At 62.4% G+C, this 23,153-nt stretch carries 17 protein-coding genes; 9 read left to right on the top strand and 8 right to left on the bottom strand.

All coding sequences use genetic code 11. From position 1 onward, the window contains the following. Window positions 1-369 precede the first annotated feature (369 nt). From AC3ISG_RS21670 to AC3ISG_RS21650, 5 genes are all read left to right on the top strand, one after another. The gene (locus tag AC3ISG_RS21670; protein WP_420793090.1) at window positions 370-1,401 is read left to right on the top strand and encodes a DUF2333 family protein; all 1,032 of its coding nucleotides are present in this window, start codon (window positions 370-372) and stop codon (window positions 1,399-1,401) included. 3 nt (window positions 1,402-1,404) lie between these two features. Beyond that, window positions 1,405-1,950, top strand: coding sequence for an NUDIX hydrolase (locus tag AC3ISG_RS21665; RefSeq protein ID WP_489297935.1), 546 nt, complete (start codon window positions 1,405-1,407; stop codon window positions 1,948-1,950). 163 nt (window positions 1,951-2,113) lie between these two features. Next, window positions 2,114-2,485 (top strand): translation initiation factor Sui1, encoded by a 372-nt coding sequence (locus AC3ISG_RS21660; RefSeq protein ID WP_489297934.1) that lies wholly within the window; start codon window positions 2,114-2,116, stop codon window positions 2,483-2,485. Window positions 2,486-2,666: 181 nt separating this feature from the next. Then, on the top strand, window positions 2,667-4,580 hold the full coding sequence (gene speA, locus AC3ISG_RS21655; RefSeq protein ID WP_489297933.1) for an arginine decarboxylase: 1,914 nt from the start codon (window positions 2,667-2,669) through the stop codon (window positions 4,578-4,580). 90 nt (window positions 4,581-4,670) lie between these two features. Next, window positions 4,671-5,564 carry an alpha/beta hydrolase gene (locus AC3ISG_RS21650; RefSeq protein ID WP_489297932.1) on the top strand — a complete coding sequence of 298 codons (894 nt, stop codon included), beginning with the start codon at window positions 4,671-4,673 and terminating at the stop codon, window positions 5,562-5,564. On the opposite strand, the gene AC3ISG_RS21645 is transcribed toward AC3ISG_RS21650, so the two are convergent. Then, the gene (locus AC3ISG_RS21645) at window positions 5,554-6,894 is read right to left on the bottom strand and encodes an MATE family efflux transporter (protein ID WP_489297931.1); all 1,341 of its coding nucleotides are present in this window, start codon (window positions 6,892-6,894) and stop codon (window positions 5,554-5,556) included. The two genes, AC3ISG_RS21650 and AC3ISG_RS21645, sit on opposite strands and share 11 nt — an antisense overlap. 572 nt (window positions 6,895-7,466) lie before the next feature. On the opposite strand from AC3ISG_RS21645, the gene AC3ISG_RS21640 reads away from it, so the two are divergent. Then, on the top strand, window positions 7,467-12,395 hold the full coding sequence (locus AC3ISG_RS21640) for an alpha-2-macroglobulin family protein (protein WP_489297930.1): 4,929 nt from the start codon (window positions 7,467-7,469) through the stop codon (window positions 12,393-12,395). A 147-nt stretch (window positions 12,396-12,542) separates the two neighbouring features. Here AC3ISG_RS21640 and AC3ISG_RS21635 read toward each other — a convergent pair whose 3' ends face one another. Beyond that, on the bottom strand, window positions 12,543-12,836 hold the full coding sequence (locus tag AC3ISG_RS21635) for a hypothetical protein (protein ID WP_122535324.1): 294 nt from the start codon (window positions 12,834-12,836) through the stop codon (window positions 12,543-12,545). Window positions 12,837-12,997: 161 nt separating this feature from the next. Between AC3ISG_RS21635 and pbpC the strand changes: the two genes are divergently transcribed. Continuing rightward, window positions 12,998-15,334, top strand: coding sequence for a peptidoglycan glycosyltransferase PbpC (gene pbpC / locus AC3ISG_RS21630; protein ID WP_489297929.1), 2,337 nt, complete (start codon window positions 12,998-13,000; stop codon window positions 15,332-15,334). A 154-nt stretch (window positions 15,335-15,488) separates the two neighbouring features. Here pbpC and AC3ISG_RS21625 read toward each other — a convergent pair whose 3' ends face one another. The 6 genes from AC3ISG_RS21625 to AC3ISG_RS21600 all read right to left on the bottom strand — a co-directional run bounded on the left by AC3ISG_RS21625 (window position 15,489) and on the right by AC3ISG_RS21600 (window position 20,343). Further along, complete coding sequence (locus AC3ISG_RS21625) at window positions 15,489-16,058, bottom strand: DUF4136 domain-containing protein (RefSeq protein ID WP_489297928.1); 570 nt, start codon at window positions 16,056-16,058, stop codon at window positions 15,489-15,491. 43 nt (window positions 16,059-16,101) lie between these two features. Continuing rightward, window positions 16,102-16,731 carry a DUF4136 domain-containing protein gene (locus AC3ISG_RS21620; RefSeq protein ID WP_122625684.1) on the bottom strand — a complete coding sequence of 210 codons (630 nt, stop codon included), beginning with the start codon at window positions 16,729-16,731 and terminating at the stop codon, window positions 16,102-16,104. 46 nt (window positions 16,732-16,777) lie between these two features. Beyond that, window positions 16,778-17,527: a methyltransferase domain-containing protein gene (locus AC3ISG_RS21615; RefSeq protein WP_489297927.1), complete on the bottom strand. Its 750-nt coding sequence runs from the start codon at window positions 17,525-17,527 to the stop codon at window positions 16,778-16,780. Then, on the bottom strand, window positions 17,524-17,829 hold the full coding sequence (locus tag AC3ISG_RS21610; RefSeq protein WP_122535334.1) for a MazG-like family protein: 306 nt from the start codon (window positions 17,827-17,829) through the stop codon (window positions 17,524-17,526). The genes AC3ISG_RS21615 and AC3ISG_RS21610 overlap by 4 nt, the downstream gene beginning before the upstream one ends. 213 nt (window positions 17,830-18,042) lie before the next feature. Next, window positions 18,043-18,900: a MaoC family dehydratase gene (locus AC3ISG_RS21605; RefSeq protein WP_489297926.1), complete on the bottom strand. Its 858-nt coding sequence runs from the start codon at window positions 18,898-18,900 to the stop codon at window positions 18,043-18,045. A gap of 87 nt (window positions 18,901-18,987) precedes the next feature. Then, window positions 18,988-20,343 (bottom strand): 3-oxoacyl-ACP reductase, encoded by a 1,356-nt coding sequence (locus AC3ISG_RS21600; RefSeq protein ID WP_489297925.1) that lies wholly within the window; start codon window positions 20,341-20,343, stop codon window positions 18,988-18,990. 117 nt (window positions 20,344-20,460) lie between these two features. Here AC3ISG_RS21600 and AC3ISG_RS21595 point away from each other — a divergent pair, with 117 nt between their 5' ends. Beyond that, the gene (locus tag AC3ISG_RS21595) at window positions 20,461-21,738 is read left to right on the top strand and encodes an acetyl-CoA C-acetyltransferase (protein ID WP_489297924.1); all 1,278 of its coding nucleotides are present in this window, start codon (window positions 20,461-20,463) and stop codon (window positions 21,736-21,738) included. A gap of 223 nt (window positions 21,739-21,961) precedes the next feature. Then, on the top strand, window positions 21,962-22,768 hold the full coding sequence (locus AC3ISG_RS21590; protein WP_489297923.1) for an AraC family transcriptional regulator: 807 nt from the start codon (window positions 21,962-21,964) through the stop codon (window positions 22,766-22,768). Window positions 22,769-23,153 lie beyond the last annotated feature (385 nt).

The raw sequence follows: 23,153 nt of genomic DNA, 5'->3' as shown, positions 1-23,153 counted from the left end.
TGGCGCTATGCTAGCACTAGTTTTCTCCAGTCAGGATGCCGCAAGTCAATTTCTCGTTATTTTTGACGGTTATGACCGTCAAATATTTAGCTTTTGAAGTACCTGGTTAGTTTGCAGCCAATGCGAACCGCCGGGTGGAAGGCAGGACCGGCATAGGCCCGGGAGGCATCGGAAAAGGCGATGCAGGATTCAGAGTCCGATTGACTCGATTGCTAAACAAATGCACTTGCCACCACATTCCTGCCAAACGCACCTTGCTGTAAGGTTGCGGTCAGAAGCACTGAATTCCGTGATTGAAAGGACAAGGCCATGCTGGATTGGAAGAAGCGCTCGGGCAGCGCGGGAACTGAACGCGCTGACGAAAAGCCCATGGGCAAGGCGCCGCGCGGTTATTGGGGCGGCCTGTTGTTCAGTCGCGCCGTCGGGGCGGTGGTGGGTATTTATCTGGTTATCACTGTGGTGCTCGGCATCTGGTGGAGCAGCGAGCCGCCCCTGTTTCCGGTCCAGCAGCAAGCCCAGGCTGCTGCGCAAAGTGAAGGCAAGCAGATGGTGCTGGGCTACACCACCGTCGAAACCCTCAAGACCGTCGCGTCTACCCTGCTGGATAAACCGGGCGGTTACATTTCCAACGATCGTTCGCCGCCTGGCCTGTGGATGGACAACATGCCGAGCTGGGAATACGGCGTGCTGGTTCAGGTCCGCGACCTGAGCCGTGCCTTGCGCAAAGACTTCGCTCGATCTCAGTCCCAATCCGCCGAAGATGGCGACCTGGCGCGCGCCGAGCCGTTGTTCAACTTCGACAACAAAAGCTGGGTGCTGCCTTCCAGCGAGTCCCAATACCGCGACGGCATCGCTGCGTTGAGCCGCTACCAGGCGCGTCTGTCTGACCCGAATCAGAAGGGCGCACTGTTCTACACACGTGCCGACAACCTGAATAACTGGCTGGGCGACGTCGGTACACGTCTGGGCTCCTTGTCCCAGCGGCTGTCCGCCAGCGTGGGTCGGGTCAAACTGAACAGCACCCTGAAAACCGAGGCGCAGTCCACGGTCACGGTCAAGCCGGGAGAAGTCCCGCAGGTTGACGAAGAAATCGTCGAAACCCCATGGATGCAAATCGACAACGTGTTCTACGAAGCACGCGGTCAGGCTTGGGCGCTGTCGCACTTGCTGCGCGCGATCGAGGTCGATTTTGCCGATGTTCTGGCGAAGAAGAATGCAACCGTGAGCGTGCGTCAGATCATTCGTGAACTGGAGGCCTCGCAAGAGCCGATCTGGAGCCCAATGATCCTCAACGGCAGCCCTTTCGGTATCTTCGCCAACCACTCGCTGGTCATGGCCAACTACCTGTCCCGTGCCAATGCGGCGGTGATTGACCTGCGTCAGCTGCTGTCCCAAGGCTGATCGGTGAATGTTTCCAATCAAGAGGCTGCGCACCGTGCGGCCTCCGATGCCGAGCTGATTGCCTGGGTTGATCGTCACGATCAAGTCCTCGGCGCGCTGCCCCGGGCAGAGCTGCGTGAGCGCGGACTTATCGGCCGTGGCACCTACATCCTTCTGTTCAATTCGGCGGGCGAGCTGTGTGTGCATCGACGCACGCTGAGCAAGGCGATCTATCCCGGGTATTGGGATGTGGCGGCGGGCGGCATGGTGCAGGCCAATGAAAGCTACGAGCTGTCGGCGGCGCGCGAGCTCGAAGAAGAACTGGGCGTCTCTGGCGTGCCGCTTACCCCTCACGAACGTTTCTTCTTCGATCAACCGGACAACCGACTGTGGTGCGCCGTGTTCTCGGCGGTCTGGGACGGCCCTTTGAAACTGCAGCCGGAAGAGGTGCTGGAAGCGCGCTTTCTGCGCATCGAGCAAGTACTGCGCGAAACCACTGAAAAGCCCTACTGCCCGGACTCGCTGGCTGCCTTCAAGCGCTATTTGGAAGGCGTCGCAAATGTCCCGTAAATTGGCGCATATTTGCACTTAGCATCTGCGACATTTGCCGTTACACTGCGCGACTTTTCACGCCGGACCGCCCTCGCGATCCGGTTGCGCTGCCCCTGCCTGAGTGGGGCTTCGCGGTCGGCTCCCGTCGGCCAGACTTCGCTCCTCAACAAGAGGATTGCCGGTGGCCAAAAAAGCCGCATCCTTCGCCGCCCTCGGTGGCCTGGTATTTTCAACCGACGCCGGTCGGCATTGTCCCGACTGCCGTCAGCCCGTCGACGCCTGCACCTGCAAACGCACGCTCATCCCGGAAGGTGATGGCATCGCTCGCGTGCGCCGTGAAAGTAAAGGCCGTGGCGGCAAGACCGTCACGACTGTCACCGGCGTTCCGCTGGCCGAAGACGCGCTCAAGGACCTGGCAAAGACCCTCAAGCAACGTTGCGGAACTGGCGGCTCTCTGAAGGATGGCGTGATCGAGATCCAGGGTGACCACGTCGAAACGCTGTTGGCCGAGTTGGTCAAGCAGGGTTTCAAGGCGAAAAAGTCAGGCGGTTGAGCCACGGTTTCAAGCCCGTTTATTTTGTCGTCGGTCTGGCCGCAGTCATCCCTGCAAACTCTGCTGCGCAATGCGGGTCTATTGCCCCACAGCGAGCAGGCGCCAAAACGTCATTTCCACGCTCTACACTGCGCCCAGCCGGTCAGGCCGGGGCTTTATGACTTTTCTATAGGGGACTTTGATGTCCGTACGACGCACACGCAAAGACGATGGCAGCCAATGGACCGTGGCAGACAGCCGCAGTGTCTACGGGATCCGTCATTGGGGGGCCGGTTATTTCGCAATCAATGAGGCCGGCCGCGTTGAAGTTCGCCCCAACGGGCCGACCAGCTCGCCCATCGATCTTTACGAGCAGGTCGATCAGCTGCGCAAGAGCGGCTTGTCCCTGCCATTGCTGGTGCGTTTCCCTGACATTCTGCAGGACCGGGTGCGCCAACTGACCGGTGCATTCGACGAGAACATCGCCCGCCTGGAATACCAGAGCAAATACACCGCGCTGTACCCGATCAAGGTCAACCAGCAAGAGGCGGTGGTGGAAAACATCATCGCCACGCAAAACGTTTCCATCGGCCTCGAAGCCGGCTCCAAGCCTGAGCTGATGGCCGTGCTGGCCCTGGCGCCGAAGGGCGGCACCATCGTCTGCAACGGCTACAAGGACCGCGAGTTCATCCGTTTGGCCTTGATGGGTCAGAAGCTGGGCCACAACGTCTTTATCGTCATCGAGAAAGAATCCGAAGTCGAACTGGTCATCGAAGAAGCCGCCGAGCTGAAGGTCGCGCCGCAAGTGGGTCTTCGCGTGCGCCTGTCGTCGCTGGCGTCCAGCAAGTGGGCCGACACCGGTGGCGAGAAATCCAAGTTCGGGCTGTCAGCCGCGCAATTGCTGTCCGTCGTCGACCGCTTCACCAAGGCAGGGCTCGATCAGGGCATTCGTCTGCTGCACTTCCACATGGGTTCGCAGATCGCCAACCTGGCTGACTACCAGCATGGTTTCAAGGAAGCGATTCGTTATTACGGCGAGCTGCGCAACCTTGGCCTGCCGGTGGACCACATCGACGTGGGGGGCGGTCTGGGTGTCGACTACGACGGCACGCACTCGCGCAACGCCAGTTCGATCAACTACGACATGGATGATTACGCCGGTGTCGTGGTCGGGATGCTCAAGGAGTTCTGCGACGCGCAGGGCCTGCCACATCCGCACATTTTCTCGGAAAGCGGCCGCTCGCTGACCGCGCACCACGCCATGTTGGTGATCCAGGTCACCGACGTCGAGCGTCACAACGACGAAGTGCCTGAAATCACCGACAAGGAAAGCCTGCCGGAAACCCTGCAGTGGCTGATCGACCTGCTCGGTCCGACCGACATCGAAATGGTCACCGAGACTTACTGGCGCGCCACGCACTACATGAGTGACATCGCGTCGCAGTACTCCGACGGCAAGATCACCCTGGCGCAAAAGGCACTGGGCGAGCAGTGCTACTTCGCGGTGTGCCGCCGTTTGCACAACTCGCTGAAAGCCCGCCAGCGTTCCCATCGTCAAGTGCTCGACGAGCTCAACGACAAGCTGGCCGACAAGTACATCTGCAATTTCTCGGTGTTCCAGAGCCTGCCCGACACCTGGGCGATTGATCAGGTGCTGCCGATCATTCCGTTGCATCGTCTGGACGAAGAGCCGCTGCGTCGTGCCGTGCTGCAAGACCTGACCTGCGACTCCGACGGCAAGATCAATCAGTACGTCGACGAGCAGAGCATCGAGACCAGCCTGCCGGTTCACGCCTTGAACGAAGGCGAGGATTACTTGCTGGGCGTGTTCCTGGTCGGCGCCTATCAGGAAATTCTGGGCGACATGCACAACCTGTTTGGTGACACCGACTCGGTGAATATCTATCAGAACCAGGATGGCAGCGCGTATTCGGCCGGGATCGAAACCCACGACACCATCGAAGACATGCTGCGCTACGTGCACTTGTCGCCGGAAGAACTGATGACCCATTACCGGGACAAAGTCGCCAGCGCCAAGATCACCCCGCGCGAGCGCACCCAGTTTCTGGACGCCTTGCGTCTGGGCCTGACGCGGTCGTCCTACCTGTCCTCGTGATGATGTAGCGACCCCCAAAAACGGGCCCTTGTGGCCCGTTTTCGTTGTCTGCACAGCAAGGCGTCCTCCACTAGTTCGGGAGCATGAACGATGATCAAACTGGCGCTCAAAGCAGTGTTCGCCGCCTGGTTGATGACCTTGTTAATGGCCTGCTCGCCGTTGAAGGTGCTCAACGCGTTTACCCCGAGCAGCACGTTCAGCAGAACGTCTGACTTGGCGTACGGCCCGGACCCGCGTAATAAGCTCGATATCTACACCCCCAAAGATGCAGCGCCGGACGCGCCCGTCGTCGTGTTTTTCTATGGCGGCAGCTGGGTCAGCGGATCGCGGGGTGATTACGCCTTCGTCGGTGAGGCGCTGGCGTCTCGGGGCATTGTTGCGGTACTTGCCGATTACCGGTTGTACCCGCAAGTGCATTATCAGGAGCTGCTGCGGGACAGCGCCCAGGCGGTGGGCTGGACCCGCGCGCACATTCGTCAGTACGGCGGTAATCCGGGGAAGTTGTATGTGATGGGCCACAGTGCCGGGGCCTATAACGCCGCGATGCTTGCTCTGGACCCAAAATGGCTGGCGGCAGCAGGTACGACGCCTTCCATCATCAAGGGCTGGATCGGTCTGGCCGGGCCCTATGATTTTCTGCCCATCGAAGACGCGGAGGTGAAGCCGGTGTTTTACTTCCCGAATTCGCCACCCGACTCGCAGCCGATCAACCATGTCAGCGTAGCGTCACCGCCGGCGCTGCTGATCGCTTCCGTCGATGACACGGAAGTGAACCCGCAACGCAACACGGGGGGCATGGCCAATCGGTTGCGCGCTCAGGGCGTGTCAGTGCGCGAGGTGTATTTTTCCCGCACCAGTCACCGCACATTGGTGGGTGCACTCGCCCGCCCGTTACGTAGCCTGGCGCCGGTGCTGGAGGAGGTCGCAGCGTTTATCCACGCCCAGGATCAGGCGCAGGTTTCCAGCGTCTCGATCAGCCGCTGAACCAACCGCCACTGCGGTTGAGCTTCAACGCCAGATACCCCAGCGTCAGCGCCCTTAATGCCATGAACAGCAAGAACACCAGCCACAGCCCGTGGTTGCCGAATCCGCTTGCCAGCCAGGCGAACGGTGCGGTGATCAATGCCGTGACGACCATCGCGTTGCGCATCTCGCGGGCACGGGTGGCGCCGATGAACAGGCCATCGAGCAAATAGCTCCAGACCGCGATAAAGGGCAGCACGGCGAGATAAGGCAGATAGACGAAAGCGATGTCACGCACTGCAATGATGTCGGTTTGCATCTCGATGAACAGGTGCCCGCCCAGTAGAAACAGTCCCACGAACGCGACGCTGCAGATCAGCGACCAGCCTCCGGAGACATTCAACGAGCGCCGCAGCGCGTCGCGATCACGTGCGCCGATGGCGTGCCCGCAGAGGGCTTCGACGGCATGGGCCAGTCCGTCCAGCGCGTGGGCCATCAGCAGCAGCCCATTAAGCAGCAGCGCATTGGCGGCCACAGTGGCATCGCCCAGTCGCGCGCCTTGCACCGTGATCAGGAAGAACACCGATTGCAGGATCAGGCTGCGAATGAAGATGTCGCGGTTGACCGTGAGCAGTGGTCGCCAGCTCTGCCAGCGCTTGAGTGCGGACACTGCCAGCTGTCCCGGATACGCGCGCAGGCCTTTGTGGGTGAGGGCGAGACCAAGGAGGGCGCCGGTCCATTCGGCGATGACCGACGCCCGTGCGCTGCCGACCACGCCCCAGTCCAGGCCCATGACGAACCACAGGTTCAGCCCAATGTTGACCAGGTTGGTGGTCAGCAGAATCGCCAGCGGCGCCCGGGCGTTTTGCAGCCCGAGGAACCAGCCCACCAGCGCGTAACTGGCCAGCGCGGCAGGCAACCCGAACAGGCGGGTGTGGAAAAAGTCGCGGGTCAGGTCGTTGAGATCGTCCGAGGGCTGCATCATTTCCAGCGCCAGGTGCTGGAAGGGCAGGCCGATCAACCCGAGCAGCGCCGAAAACCCCATCGCCAGCAGCAAGCCCTGCAACAGCACTTGGCGCAGCGCCGCGCCATCATTGCGCCCGGCGGCCTGGGCGGCGAAACCGGTCGTGCCCATGCGCAGGAAACCCATGGCCCAGGCGAGAAAGCTGTACAGCGTGCCGCCGACCGCCACCGCGCCAAGTTGGTGGGCGTGGGGCAGGTGACCGATGACCGTGCTGTCGACCAGCGAAACAAGGGGCACGGAGATATTCGACAGGATCATCGGCGCCGCCAGCGCCCACACCTGTCGATGCGTCGCGCGCTGACGCCAGTCGTTGAAGAAGTTGGACATGAAGGCTCCCGGGCAAGCGCGCGAGTGTAGCGATGACGACGCGTGAATGCAGGACTTCTGCATTCCCGTGCACCAGCCTCGGGGCGCGCCCTGTTTTTGAGTCGACCCCGGTCACTCCCACCCGTCCCCGAGCGTGCCGAGAACTCGAGCCGAAACCCGATAGTGTGGGAGTGAGCTTGCTCACGAAAGCGTCAGTACATTCAGCGCATCTCCATCGGGAGCGAAAATGCCTTCGCGAGCAAGCTCGCTCCCACCGGTCCTGGGGCGTGATTGAGAACTCGAGCCGACCCCCGATAGTGTGGGAGTGAGCTTGCTCACGAAAGCGTCGGCACATCCGCCGCACCTTCATCGGGAGTGAAAATGCCTTCGCGAGCAAGCTCGCTCCCACCAGTCCTGGGGCGTGATTGAGAACTCGAGCCTACTCCCACCAGGGTTGGCTGCAGCCATCGTTGCGTTTCCCCCTTGAGAACAAACGCACAAACCCACGGTCTATCTGCGCGCCGCGCTTTACGATTGCCAAAGCGGTGCTATAACTTCTGCTCCCTCATCGCTGTCGTCCAAATGAGTGCCTCATGCTAAACAAAGGATTGTTCCTGGCCTGCGCGCTGGTACTGCTCAGTGCCTGCGATTCCTCTTCCTCCGACAAACCCGCGCCTGCCTCGGCAACCCCTCCGGTTGCAGCTGCCTCATCAAGCGGCGCCGAGTCCGCGAAGCCCAAGCCTGCGGTGGACATTCCCGCGCTAAGCAAGCGTTACGCCGGGCGCGAGTTGACGGTGGTGGACGTTTCCGAAGTTCAGCTCGATGGCGCCAGCACGCTGTCGTTGAGCTTCTCGGTGCCGTTGAACCCCGATCAGAAATTCGCTGAAAAAGTGCATCTGGTCGACAGCAAGGACGGCAAGGTGGATGGGGCCTGGGAGCTGTCGGACAACCTCATGGAGCTGCGCCTTCGTCACCTCGAGCCCAAGCGCAAGCTGGTGCTGACCATCGACCCGGGTCTGGTGGCGGTGAACAACAACACCTTGGCAGCCGAGTATTCCGCGCGGATCGAAACGGCTGACCTGCAAGCGACCGTGGGATTCGCCAGTCGCGGCAGCCTGCTGCCGACCCGGCTCGCGGAAGGCCTGCCGGTGATTGCCCTCAACGTCGATAAAGTCGACGTCGAATTCTTCCGCATCAAGCCTGAGTCACTGCCGGCGTTTCTTGGCTCCTGGGAAGGCTCGTCCAGTCTTAAGAGCTACCAATCCAAAGAACTGCTGCCCCTGGCCGATCTGGTTTACAGCGGCCGTTTCGACCTGAACCCTGCGCGCAACACTCGCGAGACCGTGCTGCTGCCGATTTCGGGCCTCAAACCGCTGCAGCAACCGGGCGTTTATCTGGCCGTGATGCGCGCCTCCGGTACCTACAACTACACCCAGCCTGCCACGCTGTTCACCCTCAGCGACATCGGCTTGTCCGCGCACCGTTACGCCAATCGTCTGGACGTGTTCACCCAGGCGCTGGAAGGCGGCAAAGCCCTGAGCGGCGTCGACGTCGAGCTGTATGACGAGAAGGGCCGTGTGATCGGCCAGGGCAAGACCGACAACGCCGGCCACGCCGAGCTGCCATTGCCGGCCAAGGCCCAAGTGTTGCTGGCCCATCAGGGTGAGCAGACCAGCATGCTGCGCCTGAACAGCGCTGCTTTGGATCTGGCCGAATTCGACATCACCGGCCCCAAGGCCCACCCGCTGCAATTCTTCATCTTTGGCCCGCGCGATCTCTATCGTCCGGGCGAAGTGGTGCTGCTTAACGGCTTGCTGCGTGACAGCGACGGCAAGAGCGTGAAGCCTCAGCCGATCACCGTGGAAGTGCGTCGCCCGGATGAGCAGGTCAGTCGCAAATTCGTGTGGGACGCTGATGCCACCGGGCTGTATCAGTATCAATTGCAGCTGTCGGAAGAAGCGCCGACGGGTCGCTGGCAGCTGGTGTTTGATCTGGGTGACGGCAAGCCGCAATTGTATGAATTCCAGGTTGAGGATTTCCTGCCCGAGCGCATGGCGCTGGAGCTCAAGGGCAGCGACACCCCGCTGGCCCCCGATGCGCCGTTCGATGTGGCGATCACCGGGCGATACCTCTATGGCGCGCCCGCGTCGGGCAATCGCCTGAACGGTCAGCTCTATGTGCGCCCGCTGCGTGAAGCGGTGCCCGGCCTGCCGGGTTATCAGTTTGGTTCGGTGACCGAGGAAGACCTCAAGCAGGACCTGGAAATCGAAGACAGCACGCTGGATGCCAACGGCAAGCTCGACCTGAGTATCGACAGCCAGTGGGCCAAGGCCCGTTCGCCGCTGGAGTTGGTGCTGCAGGCCAGTCTGCAGGAATCGGGAGGGCGTCCGATCACGCGGCGTCTGACCCAGCCGGTCTGGCCCGCTGACGCAATGCCGGGCCTGCGTGGTTTGTTCGACGGTGAAGCCACCGACGGCGACGGCCCGGTTGAGTTCGAAGTGCTGATGGCCGACGCCCAAGGCCACAAGCTGGCCGCCGACAACCTCAAGGTGCGGCTGGTGCGCGAGCGCCGCGATTACTACTGGAACTACTCCGACAGCGATGGCTGGAGCTACCACTTCAACGAGAAGTTTCTCAACCTGTCCGAAGAAACCCTCAGCGTGAAGAAGGACTCGACGGCGAAAATCAGCTTCCCGGTCGAATGGGGCCCGTACCGCGTCGAAGTCGAGGATCCTGCCACTGGCCTGATCAGCAGTGTGCGTTTCTGGGCCGGTTACCGCTGGCAGGACAACGCCGAAGGCGGCGCCGTGCGTCCCGATCAGGTCAAGCTGGCGCTGGACAAACCGGCCTATGCCGACGGCGACACCGCGAAAGTGACAGTCACGCCGCCGTCTGCGGGCAAGGGCTATCTGTTGGTGGAATCGAGCGAAGGGCCGCTGTGGTGGCAAGAGATCGATGTTCCCGCCGAGGGCAAAACCTACGACATCCCGATGGACAAGAAGTGGGCGCGACATGACCTCTACGTCAGCGCGCTGGTGATTCGTCCGGGTGAGCGCAAAGCCAACGTCACGCCGAAACGCGCCGTGGGCGTGCTGCACCTGCCGCTGGACCGCTCGCAGCGCAAGCTGGCGCTGACCGTCACGGCACCCGAAAAAATGCGGCCCAAGCAGCCGCTCAAACTGAAGGTCAACGCGAAGAATGCAGACGGCACGATCCCGAAGAGCGTGCATGTGCTGGTCGCGGCCGTGGACGTGGGCATTCTCAATATCACCGAGTACGCCACGCCGGATCCGTTCGCAGCGATGTTCGGGCGCAAGGAATATGGCGCCGATCAACTGGACATTTACGGGCAGTTGATCGAGGCCGGGCGTAATCGTCTCGCCAGCCTGGCCTTCGGTGGCGACGCGGCCCTGGCCAAAGGTGGCAAGCGGCCGGAAACCAGCGTCACCATCGTCGCTTTGCAAAGCGCGCCGGTGACCCTGAACGAGCAGGGCGACGCGGAAGTGAGCGTCGACATCCCGGATTTCAACGGTGAGCTGCGGATCATGGCCCAGGCCTGGACCGACGAGCGCTATGGCATGGCCGAAGCCAAAACCGTGGTGGCGGCGCCGCTGATTGCCGAGCTGTCGGCACCTCGATTCCTGGCGGGTGGCGACCAGACCAAGGTGGCGCTGGACCTGTCGAACCTGTCCGGCAAGGCTCAGAAGCTCAACGTGCAAGTCGTCGCAGAAGGGCAGTTGAGTCTGGCCGAAGGCGAGAGCGCCAAAGCCATCAGCCTGAATCAGGGGCAACGCACGACGCTGCAGATTCCGGTCAAGGCACTGGGCGGATTCGGTCAGGGCGTCATTCGGGTCACGGTCAACGGTCTGGACCTGCCGGGCGAGAACCTGCCAGCCTTCAGCCGCGAATGGACCATCGGCGTGCGCCCTGCGTACCCGGCGATGCTCAAGCAATACCGCGCGGTGCTCAAGGATCAGGCATGGAGCCTGCCGGACGGCGCCCTTGAGGCGTTCGAGCCAGCAGGGCGCGAGGCGCTGCTGTCGGTGTCGAGCCGTCCGCCGCTGAACCTCGGCGAGCAGATCCGCGCATTGAAAGCCTATCCCTACGGCTGCCTGGAGCAGACCGCCAGCGGTTTGTACCCGTCGCTGTACGCCGACGCCGCAACCCTCAAGCGTCTGGGCCTGGAAGGCGAATCCGACGCCGATCGCAAGCGCAAGATCGAGCTGGGCATCGAGCGACTGATCGGCATGCAGCGCTACAACGGCAGCTTCGGCCTGTGGGCGGCGGACGGTGAGGAGGAATACTGGCTGACCGCGTACGTCACCGACTTCCTGCTGCGCGCCCGCGACCAAGGCTTTGCCGTGCCGCCGGATGCGCTGAAGAAGGCCAACGAGCGGCTGCTGCGTTACTTGCAGGAGCGCAATCAGATCGAGGTCAATTACAGCGAAAACGCCGATCACACCCGTTTCGCTGTGCAGGCCTACGCTGGTCTGGTGCTGTCGCGCAGTCAGCAGGCACCGCTGGGTGCGTTGCGCAGTCTGTTCGAGCGTCGCAGCGATGCGCGATCGGGCCTGCCGCTGGTGCAGCTGTCCATCGCGCTGGAAAAAATGGGCGACAAACCCCGCGCCGATCAGGCTTTGCTTGCCGGGCTCGCGGCCGGTCGCAAAGCCAACGACTGGCTCGCCGATTACGGCAGCCCGTTGCGTGATCAGGCGTTGATTCTGTCACTGCTGGAAGAAAACAAACTGGCACCGGAGAAGGTCGAGGAGCGGCTGTTTGCGCTGTCCGATCAGGTCGCGGCGAACCGTTATCTGTCGACCCAGGAGCGCAACTCGCTGTTCCTCGCCGGTCGCGATCTGCTTGGCAAGCCGGAAGGCAAATGGGCGGCAACCTTGACCAGCGGCAGCAACAATCGCGAGCTGAGCAACGATCAGCCGGGCGTCAAACTCGACAGTTCAGTGCTGGCCGCGCCATTGACGGTGCAGAACACCGGTGGCGACACGTTGTATCAGCAGATGACGATTTCCGGTTATCCGTCGCAGCCGCCTGCGGCCGGGGGCGAGAACCTGTCGATCAGCCGTGATTACCTGGGTATGGACGGGGAGGCACTGAACCTCAATGGGCTGAAAAGCGGCGAACTGGTGTTGGTGCATCTTGAGATCAAGGCCAAGGAGCGTGTGCCTGACGCATTGGTGGTGGACCTGCTGCCGGCCGGTCTGGAGATCGAAAACCAGAACCTGGCGCAGAGTTCGGCCAGTCTGGAGGACGCCAGCGAGTCGGTGAAACAGTGGCGCGAATCGATGGAAAACGCCGGGGTGAAGCATCAGGAATTCCGTGGCGATCGTTATGTGGCGGCGGTGGATCTGGAGGGCTTCAACACGGTGCACCTGCTGTATCTGGCGCGAGCTGTGACGCCGGGCGTGTACCGCGTGCCGCCGCCGCAAGTGGAGTCGATGTATCGGCCGAACTGGCAGGCATTGGGCGAAGCGCCGGCGCAGTTGGTGGTGAAGGGCAAGAAGTAGAAATTACGCTGATGATCGCTCCCACGCTCTGCGTGGTAGCGACTCGTTCGACGCTCCGCGTCGGGTGACGCGGAGCGTCTGAGGCTGCATTCCCACGCGGAGCGTGGGAACGATCAGCGCCGCTCGGGAACGATCGGCATCAAGCGATCAATGAATAATCCAGCTCAGCAGCCACAACCCCAGAAACAGCCAGATGATCCCCATGATGATCGAGGCGCGCATGAAGGCGCGGATCGCTGAATACAGCAGCATCAACCCGACGACCAGGGCCACGATGCTGACGATTGAAGTGTCCATGCCCAGCGTGCGCGACAGGCCATCAACGAAATTGCCGCCCGCGTGAGTGAACATGTTGAACAACCAGCTTAAGCCGTCGACGACGAAGCGGATCACGGCGCCAATCACTTGGCCGAGCCATTCGAAAACGCTTTCTACCTGCATATCTGCTTCCTGATGAGGGACGTGGACCAAAAACGGCACTGCTCGCTTTGGCTGTCGATTGTCCGGGCGAGTTCCCCGTCGGGTAAAGGCTTTCTGTGAAGATCAGGCGATTATTGCTACGGCCGACCTGCTCAGGATTGTGGGAGCGAGCTTGCTCGCGAATGGGGCGACGGTTTACGCGCGTTTTGGCCTGGCTCATCGGCAGCCTGCTTATCATGGTTCTGCTGCTCTGGCTCGCCGACCGGATCTGGCCGCTGCCCTTGCCCAAGGACGATCTGGCCCGCGTGGTGCTCGCCGAAGACGGCACGCCGCTGTGGCGATTCGCCGATGCCAATGGCGTCTGGCGCTACCCGGTGACGGTCGATCAGGTGTCGCCGTATTACCTTGAAGCGCTGCTGACCTACGAAGATCGCTGGTTCTATCAGCATCCCGGCGTGAACCCCATGGCGCTGGCGCGTGCCGCCTGGCAAAACCTCCGCGGCGGCCACGTGGTGTCCGGGGGCAGCACGCTGTCGATGCAGGTGGCCCGTTTGCTCGACCCGCATTCGCGCACGCTGGCGGGCAAACTCCGACAGCTCTGGCGCACCGCGCAGCTGGAATGGCACCTGTCCAAACAGGACATCCTCGTGCTGTACCTCAATCGCGCGCCGTTTGGCGGCACCTTGCAGGGCGTGGCCGCCGCCAGTTGGGCCTACCTGGGCAAGTCCCCGCAACAACTGACCCGTGCCGACGCGGCGCTGTTGGCGGTGCTGCCCCAGGCGCCGAGTCGTCTGCGTCCGGATCGCCACGCGCAACGCGCTCAGGTTGCACGGGACAAAGTGCTGCGGCGTCTGGCCGAGTTCGGCACCTGGCCGCAGGGTGCGGTTGACGAAGCGCTGGAAGAACCGCTGCTGCTCGCGCCTCGTCAGGAACCAAGCCTGGCGCCGTTGCTGGCTCGGCGCCTGAACCGTCCGAACAGCCCGCCGCTGATCCGTACCACGCTGGACGCCGGTCTGCAGCGACGTCTCGAAGACCTGCTGCTCGGCTGGCGTGCGCGTCTGCCTGAGCGCACGTCCGCCGCGATTCTGGTGGTGGAGGCGCAGAACATGGCCGTGCGCGCCTACGTCGGCTCGGTGGACATCGGCGATGCAAAACGCTTCGGTCATGTCGACATGGTCAGCGCGCTGCGATCCCCCGGCTCGACGCTGAAACCCTTTCTCTACGGCAAGGCCATCGACGCCGGCCTGATCCATTCCGAGTCCTTGCTGCAGGACGTACCGCGGCGCTATGGCGACTATCGTCCCGGCAATTTCTCCTCAGGTTTCAACGGTGCGGTGGCGGCGAGTTCGGCGCTGTCCATGTCGCTCAATCTGCCGGCGGTGCAGCTGCTGGAAGCCTACGGCCCGAAACGCTTCGCGGCGGAGTTGCGCAATGGCGGCGTGCCGCTGACCCTGCCGCCTCTGGCCGAACCCAATCTGGCGCTGATTCTGGGCGGTGCAGGCAGTCGGCTGGAAGACCTGGTCGGCGGCTACAGTGCTTTTGCGCGGGGCGGGCGCAGTGCGGACATTCGCTTGCAGCCCGATGACCGTCTGCGTGACCGGCCGATGATGTCGCCGGGCGCGGCGTGGATCATCCGACGCATTCTCAGCGGCCAGTCGCGGCCTGATCTCGATCCCCATGCCGAGCTTGTGCAGCGTCCGCAACTGGCCTGGAAAACCGGCACCAGTTACGGCTTTCGTGACGCGTGGTCGATTGGCGTCGGGCCGAGGTTTCTGATCGGCGTGTGGATCGGCAGGCCCGACGGGACGCCGGTGCCGGGGCAGTTCGGGCTGGCCTCAGCGGCGCCGCTGATGCTACAGGTTCACGATCTGCTGGTGAATCGCGACGCCCAGCGCAACATCCTGCCGCCCGTATTGCCGGTGCCGCTCAACGTCGGCGTTGCGGCGATCTGCTGGCCGTTGGGGCAGCCGATGAGCAAAAGCGATCCGAACTGCCGGCGTCAGCGTTTCGCCTGGACTCTGGATGGCACGACGCCGCCGACCTTGCAGGCGACCGATCAGCCGCTGGGGTTGGGGCTCACGGAGAAAGTCTGGCTGAACGATAAGGGCCTGCGGGTCGCGGCAAGTTGTCCACAGGCTCAACCCAAAGAAATTGCCCTCTGGCCTGCGCCGCTTGAGCCCTGGCTGCCGAAGAACGAGCGGCGCGAGGCGCGTTTGCCAGACGTCGACCCGTCATGCCCGCCCCAAGGACTGAGCCTGGCGCCGCCGTTGTCGGTGGTGGGGGTGCGAGAGGGCGATCAGTTGCGCTTGCCGGCCGGCAGTCAGCAGCTGTTGCGGCTCACGCTTTCGGCGCTGGGGGGAAGCGGCCGGCGCTGGTGGTTCATCGACGGCACCCCGGTCGGCGACACCGCCAGCCAGGACAGCTACACCCACACCTTCACCCGCTTGGGGCGCTACCAACTCAGCGTGCTGGATGAAAGCGGGCAGACTGCCAGGGTGGAATTCAGTGTGGTGGATTGAGGCAGGGTTTTGACTCCATTTCCGTCTTCGTGAGCAAGCTCACTCCCACATGCGATGTGTCGGGTGCGAGATAGCGCGGTGTCAGAGGACGCCGCAGATGTGTCTGTTCAAACACGGATTGTGGGAGCGAGCTTGCTCGCGAATGGACCAACCCTCAATGCGGCGGATATTGCTGCAGGATCTTCTGCACCGTCTGGCGCAACGCCTGTTCGCGCGCAGCAGGATTGGCGTTGCTGTCGCTCACCATCTGTTCAGTGCTGCCACGCCAGACCAGCTTGCCGTCCTTGCCGTCGAGCATGTCGATCTGCAGGGTCGACACCTTGTAATCGACATTACGCGTCTCGGTGCCAATCGGGCCGCCCCAGTAGCCGCCCCACGGGTTGCCCCAATAACCGCCACCGCCGCCATAGTTGGTGGTGACCGTCTGCTGGCGGTTTTCAACGACCAGCCATGCCTGTAGTTGGACGTCCGCTTTCACGCCGGGCGCTGCCATGCGCAGGCCGCGCTGCTCCAATTGATCGCCGACTGCCTGGCGGATTCGCTGCTCGGTGAGGTCACTCTTGATGCGCGGATCGTTCGGTTGATATTGCAAGCCGGGCTCTTTCCACGCCCAAGAGCGGTAGGCGCCGAAATCGCGCTGGGCGTCGAAGTCGCGGTTGACTCGATCGGTCTGGCAGGCGCCGAGCAGCAGGGCGACACAGAGGACAGCAATGCGGCGATACATGGGATTTCTCCAGCGTGAAAACAAAACGCCAATGGGCGCGAAATCAGGACGGCGGGTAAGCCGTCAGGGCTTGTTGAACGGCCTGGCGCAGGGCTTTGGCGCGGGCCGACTGATCGCCGCCGCCCGCGGTTTCGGCGCTCGCGCTCCAGACCGGCTGGCCGCTGCGGGCATCGAACAGACTGATGCGCACCACAACCACCTGCTCTTGATACGTGCGCACGATCGGGACGCTGGCATAACCGCCGTAACCGTTACGGTAGCCATTGCCACCGTAATAGCCCACGCCTGAACCGCCATAGTACGGATCGTAGTAATCATCGCGCACCTGGCGAATGCGGGTTTCGGCGTGTGCATCGGCGGCCACGCGCAGGTCTGCCGCCTGCGGGTTCTGCGAAGGCCGCAAGCCGCGCTGATCCAGCCCGTTGCTGACGGCTTCGGCCAGTTGAGCAGAGTCAGCCCAGAGCGTGCCTGGCGGCAACTGGCCGTTGAGCCAGGCCCAGTTGCGATAGCGGCCATAATCGCGCGGCGCCGCAGGGTAGGCGCTCATGTCGATAGCATTGGCGGCGTGAGGCGGCGCCGGTGGAATGGCCGCGGACACGGCGCGATAAGGGTTGGGGCTCTGGCAGGCGGCGAGGCCCAGGCAGAGGGAAAGCAAAGCGAGACGGCGTTTCATGAGGGTCTCCGCAGCGTGCGTTAAGCAGCGAGTAAACCAGCGTCTGTTATAAGGGGCGGCACATCCAGTGCAGGTAGCGTCCCAGTCCGGCGAATGCCGGGTGGCGACGATGGGCGAGCTCCATTTCCAAGAGGTCCGCAAGGTCGGCTCTGGCCTGAAACTCGACCGGCATGTAATCGTGAAAAACCCGAACGCCACTCTGGGTTTCGACTCGCCACAAGGTGCCAAGTTGCGCCGCCAATTCGCGGGGATCAAGAGGCTCCTGGGGCGTCAGGCTCTGTTTTTCGCCGGCCAGGGTGTTCTTGCGCATTTTGCGGAAGTGGCCCTTGAGCAGGTTGCGGTAAATCAGCGCGTCGCGGTTGTAGAACGCCAGCGACAGCCAGCCTTCGGGCTTGGTCAACTGATGCAGCACCGGCAGAATCGTGAACGGCTCGTCCAGCCATTCCAGCACTGCATGGCAGATCATCAGGTCGTACCGCTCGGTCAGAATGTCGGGCAGTGCTTGCCACGGCGCCTGAATGAAGTTCGCCGTCTGCCCCGCGTCGGCAAAGCGCTGACGCGCGCCTTCAAGCATAGGGGCTGCGGGTTCGGCGAGCGTCACGTCATGCCCGCGCTCGGCCAGCCACAGCGACATGTGCCCAAGCCCGGCGCCGATGTCCAGCACGCGCAACGGACGGTCCGGCAGGCTTTCGGTAAGGTCAGCTTGTAGCACCGCCAACCGGATTGCGCCTTTGGCGCCGCCGTAGATTTTTTCAGCGAAGCGCGTCGCCAGTTGATCGAAATGACGGTCACTCATTGGCTGAACCGCCGTTCGCTGTCGGTCAGTTTCGCGCGCACCACTTCATCCATGTCCAGCCCCAACTCGCTGCACAACAACAGCAGGTAAAGCACGATATCCCCGACTTCCTGCCCGGCGTGGGCCAGCTCATCAGCAGGCAGCTGACGCGACTGATCCTCGGTCTTCCACTGGAATATCTCCACCAGCTCGGCCATTTCCACGCTGGCGGCCATGGCCAGGTTTTTCGGGCTGTGAAATTGCCGCCAGTCGTTGTTATCGCGGATGCGATGCAGGCGTTGGGTAAGTTCGTCGAGGTTCATGGGGGTCTCCTGAAGGTGCGTAGCTTCAGGGGGATAAGAGATAGACGCAAGGGGGCGCGCTGCTCCGGGACGCAGGTTTAATACCCGCTACGGCGGTGCGCCGATTCCCGGCTGAAGCCGGTCCTACAGTCGGCGTACTTAGTGGGACCGGCTTTAGCCGGGAAGGCGTCAGATGTCACGCCGCAAAAGTAAGGGTGTATTGAGGCGCAGTCATCACTCCGAGGCAGGCTGCCAATTCCCCAGCATATGCACGATCCCTTCCGCCCCTTCCAGCTTGAACTGCCCGTGCGACCCCGCCGCGCTGGCGGACAACGTTACCCCGCTGGGCAGTCGCACCGGTTTGTGAAATTCCACCGATATCTCCACATTCGACGCCGGCAGATGATCTTCAAGGGCAGCCAAGGCACGGCTTTTTATCCACAGCCCGTGGGCAATCGCCTTGGGAAAACCGAACAGCCTGGCGCTGCTGTCACTCAGGTGAATCGGGTTGTAATCGCCACTGACCTTTGCGTACTGACGACCGATGTCAGACGCCGCTGACCACGTCGCCAATTCCGTCATCGGCAGCGGCGCGGGTTCGTAATCGCCTTCGATCTCGCCGTCCACGTGGACGCCCTGGCACAGCATCGTGCTCTCTTCCTCCCACAGCAGGCCCAGCGCATCCTCGATCTGTGTGATCAGACTGAACGTCGCGCCTTTGGCGTGGGGCTTGAGACGGTCGACACGCACGCTGACCTGCACCTTGATTACGCTGCCGAGGGGCCGACGAATGCTGATCCGGTTACGCAGGTGCACCAGCCCGAGGAGCGGGAAGGGGAAGTCCTTGTCGGTGAGCAGCTTCATCTGCAGCGGGAAGGCCAGCACGTGGGGGTAAGTGGGCGGCAACAGGCTGCCGGGCACGAACCCGCAGACGTCGGCAAACGCCTTGACCTTGTCGGGGTCCACCGACATCCAGCATCGCAAACCCTGATCCGGCAATTGCGTCCCGCTGACCTTGCGCCGCAGCGCCGCTTGCATGAACAGGCCGGGCAGGGCCGGGGGCGTGTCCAGATACCGCCAGTGCGCACTCATCGAACTTCTCCTGTGGTCATGCTGCAGATCAGGCACGCCGCCATTAGTCGGCGCAACTGTTCAAACGCTGATCGTGTCGACCCTCACTCAGGCGCCAAGCACACTCTGGCCGCACACCCGCAGCACCTGGCCGCTCATTGCGCCGGAACCCGGTTGACCCAGCCAGGCCACCGCTTCCGCCACGTCTTGTGGCTGACCGCCTTGGCCCAGCGAGCTCATGCGTCGACCCGCTTCGCGCAGGGCAAAAGGCATGTGCGCCGTCATGCTCGTTTCGATAAAACCCGGCGCCACGGCGTTGATACTGATGCCCCGCGCTTTGAGCGTCGGCGCCATGGCTCGGGCATAGCCGATCAGGCCGGCCTTGCTGGTGGTGTAGTTGGTTTGCCCACGATTGCCCGCCAGCCCGCTGATGGACGCCAGCAGAATCACACGGCCGTTTTCATGCAGCGCGCCGCTGTCGATCAGCGCCTGAGTCAGCACCTGCGGCGCCTTGAGGTTGACGTCGAGCACCGAGTCCCAGAAGTCCGCCGGCATGTTGGCCAGCGTCTTGTCCCGGGTGATGCCGGCGTTGTGCACGACGATATCGAGGCCGCCGGGCAGGTGTTCAATCAACTGAGCCGCCGCGTCCGGCGCGCAGATGTCCAGCACCAGCGCCTGTCCACCCAGACGCGCCGCCAGCGCATCGAGATCGGATTTGGCTTGGGGCACGTCCAGCAAGACGACCTCTGCACCATCGCGGGCGAGGGTCTCCGCAATGGCCGCGCCGATGCCTCGGGCTGCGCCGGTCACCAGCGCTTTGCGTCCGGCCAGTGGGCGGGTCCAGTCCTGAACCTGCTGATGGCAGGTACTCAGACGAATGACCTGGCCGGAGATGAACGCGCTCTTTGGCGACAGGAAAAACCGAAGCGCACCTTCCAGTTGGTCTTCGGCACCGTCCTCTACCTGCAAGAGCTGAACCGTGCCGCCGTTGCGCATTTCCTTGGCCAGCGAGCGGCTGAACCCTTCGATGGCTTGCTGCGTGCTCGCGGCCAATGGATCGGATAGGACCTCCGGCGCGCGCGAAAGAATGACGACGTGGGCGCTGTTATCCAGATGACGCAGGATCGGCTGAAAGAATTCGCGCAACTGACTCAGTTCGGAGGTGCGCAGCAGCGCGCTGGCGTCGAACACCACGGCCTTGATCTTCGCGCTCTGCTCGGCAGTCCAGGGGTGAGCGCCAGTGACTTCGCCGCCGGCACTAAGAAGCACGTCGGTCAGGCGCGGCGCAAAGTTGCTGACCCGCTCGGCCAGCGGCCCTGAGCTCAGCAACAACGCGCCCTCCACCGGACGCAACCGACCCGCCTGCCAGCGCTCCAGACGTGCGGGAGCAGGCAAACCGACGGCGCCGACCAGCTTGCGGCCGAGGTCAGAGTTGACGAAGTCAATGTAGCGATCGGATGCCATGGAACACTCTCCTTGCGTCTGGGTTCGAATCAGTGGACCGCGTGGGTGGGTAATAGGTCCTACGCTGTTAGACGGCGCTTCTCAAACGATAGACGCATTCAGGGCAGGGAGATTTCGATGACTCAGACACGACGCGTGGCCATTGTCGGCGGCAACCGCATACCGTTCGCACGCTCCAACGGCGCATATGCCACCGCCAGCAATCAGGACATGCTGACTGCCGCGCTGGAGGGTCTGATCGAGCGTTTCAATCTGCATGGCCTGCGCATGGGCGAAGTCGCCGCCGGCGCGGTACTCAAGCACTCCCGAGATTTCAACCTCACCCGTGAATGCGTGCTCGGCTCAAGGCTGTCGCCGCAAACCCCGGCCTACGACATTCAACAGGCTTGCGGCACCGGTCTCGAAGCGGCGCTGCTGGTGGCGAACAAAATCGCTCTCGGCCAGATCGACTGTGGCATCGCTGGCGGCGTCGACACCACGTCTGACGCGCCCATCGGCGTCAACGAAGACCTGCGGCAGATCTTGTTGCAGGTCAATCGCAGCAAAACCACGGCCGACAAGCTCAAGGCGCTGACGCAATTGCGCCTGCATAACCTCAAGCCGGAACTGCCGCGCAATGGCGAACCGCGCACCGGTTTGTCGATGGGCCAGCACTGCGAACTGATGGCGCAAACCTGGGGCATTCCTCGCGAGGCGCAAGATCAGTTGGCCTTGGAGAGCCACCAAAAAATGGCTGCGGCGTATGCTGAAGGCTGGCAGGACGATCTGCTTACGCCTTTCCTCGGCCTGACGCGGGACAACAATTTGCGGCCCGAAGCGAGCCTGGAAAAACTCACCTCGCTCAAGCCTGCTTACGAGCGCAGCGCCAAGGGCACACTGACGGCGGGCAACTCGACACCGCTGACCGATGGCGCCTCGCTGGTGTTGCTCGCCAGCGAAGAGTGGGCCCATGAGCGGGGCTTGCCGATTCTGGCCTATTGGCGGGATGGCGAGTCCGCCGCCGTGGATTTCGTACGCGGCGAGGAGGGCCTGCTGATGGCCCCGGTCTACGCCGTCCCCCGTTTGCTTGCGCGTAACGGTTTGACGCTGCAGGACTTCGATTACTACGAGATTCACGAGGCCTTCGCCGCTCAGGTGCTGTGCACGTTGAAGGCGTGGGAAGACCCCGAATACTGCAAAACTCGTCTGGGCCTTGATGCGCCGTTGGGAGCGATTGATCGCAGCAAACTGAATGTGAAAGGCAGCTCGCTGGCAGCGGGGCATCCTTTTGCTGCGACGGGTGGGCGGATTGTGGCGAACCTAGCGAAACTGCTGAGCAAGAAAGGGGGAGGGCGCGGGTTAATCTCCATCTGCGCCGCGGGTGGCCAGGGCGTCACGGCCATCATCGAGCGGTGAAGTTGATCCTGGATTGATCGTTCCCGCGCTCCGCGTGGTTACGCCGCCCATGACGCTCCGCGTCACCGTATGGACGTGTTCAAAGGGGACTGATTTATTTACAACGCTTCACCGTAAATCAATCTGTCCCCGTTCCTTGCAAACCAGATAACCACCCACCATTAATCCCCTCGCTGCGGCAGCCCGATTTTGCGTAAGCTGTCACCCCCACAAGACTCCAGCGATGCCAATAGACAAACATCCCTCACGCAGTCCCGACACCCAGCGTCAAATCCCGACGCTGGAGTACCTCCCGCGTGCGCTTTACGCCCGAGCCGAAAGTCTGAGCCAAGGCTCATGGACCCCGACGCACCGCCACGACTGGGTGCAGTTTTCCTACGCGATCAGCGGTGTACTCGGTGTGCACACACCCCACGGCAGTTTCTTCGCGCCACCGCAGTGGGGCGTGTGGATCCCGGCCGGGCTCGACCATGAGGTGGTCACGTCAACGCGGGCCGAGATGCGCAGCCTCTACGTGCGCAAAGAGGATTGCGATTGGGGGCCGGACCGCTGCCGGGTGCTCGAAGTCACGCCGCTGGCAAGGGAATTGATCAAAGCGTTCTGCCAACTTCCGGCGGATTATCCACAGGCCGACACCCGAGAAACGCGCCTCGTGCAGGTGCTGCTCGATCAATTGGCAAGTCTGCCCGAGGTTGGGTTTTCACTGCCGCTGCCAAGGCATGGGCGCCTGCTCGGTCTTTGCAACGAACTGATCGAACAACCCGACCAACTCATCACCCTGACCGAGTGGGCGGCGCGGCTGAGCGTGTCCGAAAAAACCCTCATGCGCTTGTTCCAGCGCGAGACCGGTCTGAGCTTTCGAGGCTGGCGACAACGGGCCCGATTGCTTTCCTCACTTAACGCGCTGGAAGAGGGCGCAAGCGTGACCAGTACAGCGCTGGCCTCCGGTTACGACTCGACATCCGCATTTATAGCTGCATTCAAAAGCCTGTTCGGACTCACCCCCGGCGAGCTCTTCCGCAGCCACTAGCAGTGGAAAGGGGACTGATTTATTTACACGCTTCACCGCAAATTAATCTGTCCCCGAGTGCCGCGCGTGCCAAATCCGATCTGATCCATCCCTGATCAAGTACCCAATACACCCTGAGGCCGACCAAGCTGTGTCAGCCCCAACGCCTCGTAACAGGAATGAACATCCAGCCAGTCATCCTGCGCATTCGTGGTGAACCGCAACCCAAAACTCGACCATCGATAATCTTCCACGCGTTCAACCATTCCGGCCCGCACAGGATTGAGTTCGATATACCGACTGCACGCCAGCAAATATCCATGGTTTAAATTAATCAGACCCCTTTATCGGAATCCATGCATAGTCAAATGTTTAGGCGTCCGTAAGTACCGGGTGATAGGGGGCT

The organism is Pseudomonas sp. GL_135 (assembly GCF_057834665.1).
Note: the sequence above shows the minus strand (reverse complement) of the source record. Positions and strands in the feature narration are given on the sequence as shown.

Excerpts from the sequence above, each read along its gene's own strand:
- AC3ISG_RS21620 (WP_122625684.1), bottom strand. The coding sequence starts at position 16,731 with ATGAAACGCCGTCTCGCTTTGCTTTCCCTCTGCCTGGGCCTCGCCGCC.
- AC3ISG_RS21625 (WP_489297928.1), bottom strand. The coding sequence starts at position 16,058 with ATGTATCGCCGCATTGCTGTCCTCTGTGTCGCCCTGCTGCTCGGCGCC.
- AC3ISG_RS21595 (WP_489297924.1), top strand. The coding sequence starts at position 20,461 with ATGACTCAGACACGACGCGTGGCCATTGTCGGCGGCAACCGCATACCG.
- speA (WP_489297933.1), top strand. The coding sequence starts at position 2,667 with ATGTCCGTACGACGCACACGCAAAGACGATGGCAGCCAATGGACCGTG.
- AC3ISG_RS21670 (WP_420793090.1), top strand. The coding sequence starts at position 370 with ATGGGCAAGGCGCCGCGCGGTTATTGGGGCGGCCTGTTGTTCAGTCGC.
- AC3ISG_RS21640 (WP_489297930.1), top strand. The coding sequence starts at position 7,467 with ATGCTAAACAAAGGATTGTTCCTGGCCTGCGCGCTGGTACTGCTCAGT.
- pbpC (WP_489297929.1), top strand. The coding sequence starts at position 12,998 with ATGGGGCGACGGTTTACGCGCGTTTTGGCCTGGCTCATCGGCAGCCTG.
- AC3ISG_RS21650 (WP_489297932.1), top strand. The coding sequence starts at position 4,671 with ATGATCAAACTGGCGCTCAAAGCAGTGTTCGCCGCCTGGTTGATGACC.
- AC3ISG_RS21590 (WP_489297923.1), top strand. The coding sequence starts at position 21,962 with ATGCCAATAGACAAACATCCCTCACGCAGTCCCGACACCCAGCGTCAA.
- AC3ISG_RS21615 (WP_489297927.1), bottom strand. The coding sequence starts at position 17,527 with ATGAGTGACCGTCATTTCGATCAACTGGCGACGCGCTTCGCTGAAAAA.
- AC3ISG_RS21605 (WP_489297926.1), bottom strand. The coding sequence starts at position 18,900 with ATGAGTGCGCACTGGCGGTATCTGGACACGCCCCCGGCCCTGCCCGGC.
- AC3ISG_RS21600 (WP_489297925.1), bottom strand. The coding sequence starts at position 20,343 with ATGGCATCCGATCGCTACATTGACTTCGTCAACTCTGACCTCGGCCGC.
- AC3ISG_RS21610 (WP_122535334.1), bottom strand. The coding sequence starts at position 17,829 with ATGAACCTCGACGAACTTACCCAACGCCTGCATCGCATCCGCGATAAC.
- AC3ISG_RS21645 (WP_489297931.1), bottom strand. The coding sequence starts at position 6,894 with ATGTCCAACTTCTTCAACGACTGGCGTCAGCGCGCGACGCATCGACAG.
- AC3ISG_RS21635 (WP_122535324.1), bottom strand. The coding sequence starts at position 12,836 with ATGCAGGTAGAAAGCGTTTTCGAATGGCTCGGCCAAGTGATTGGCGCC.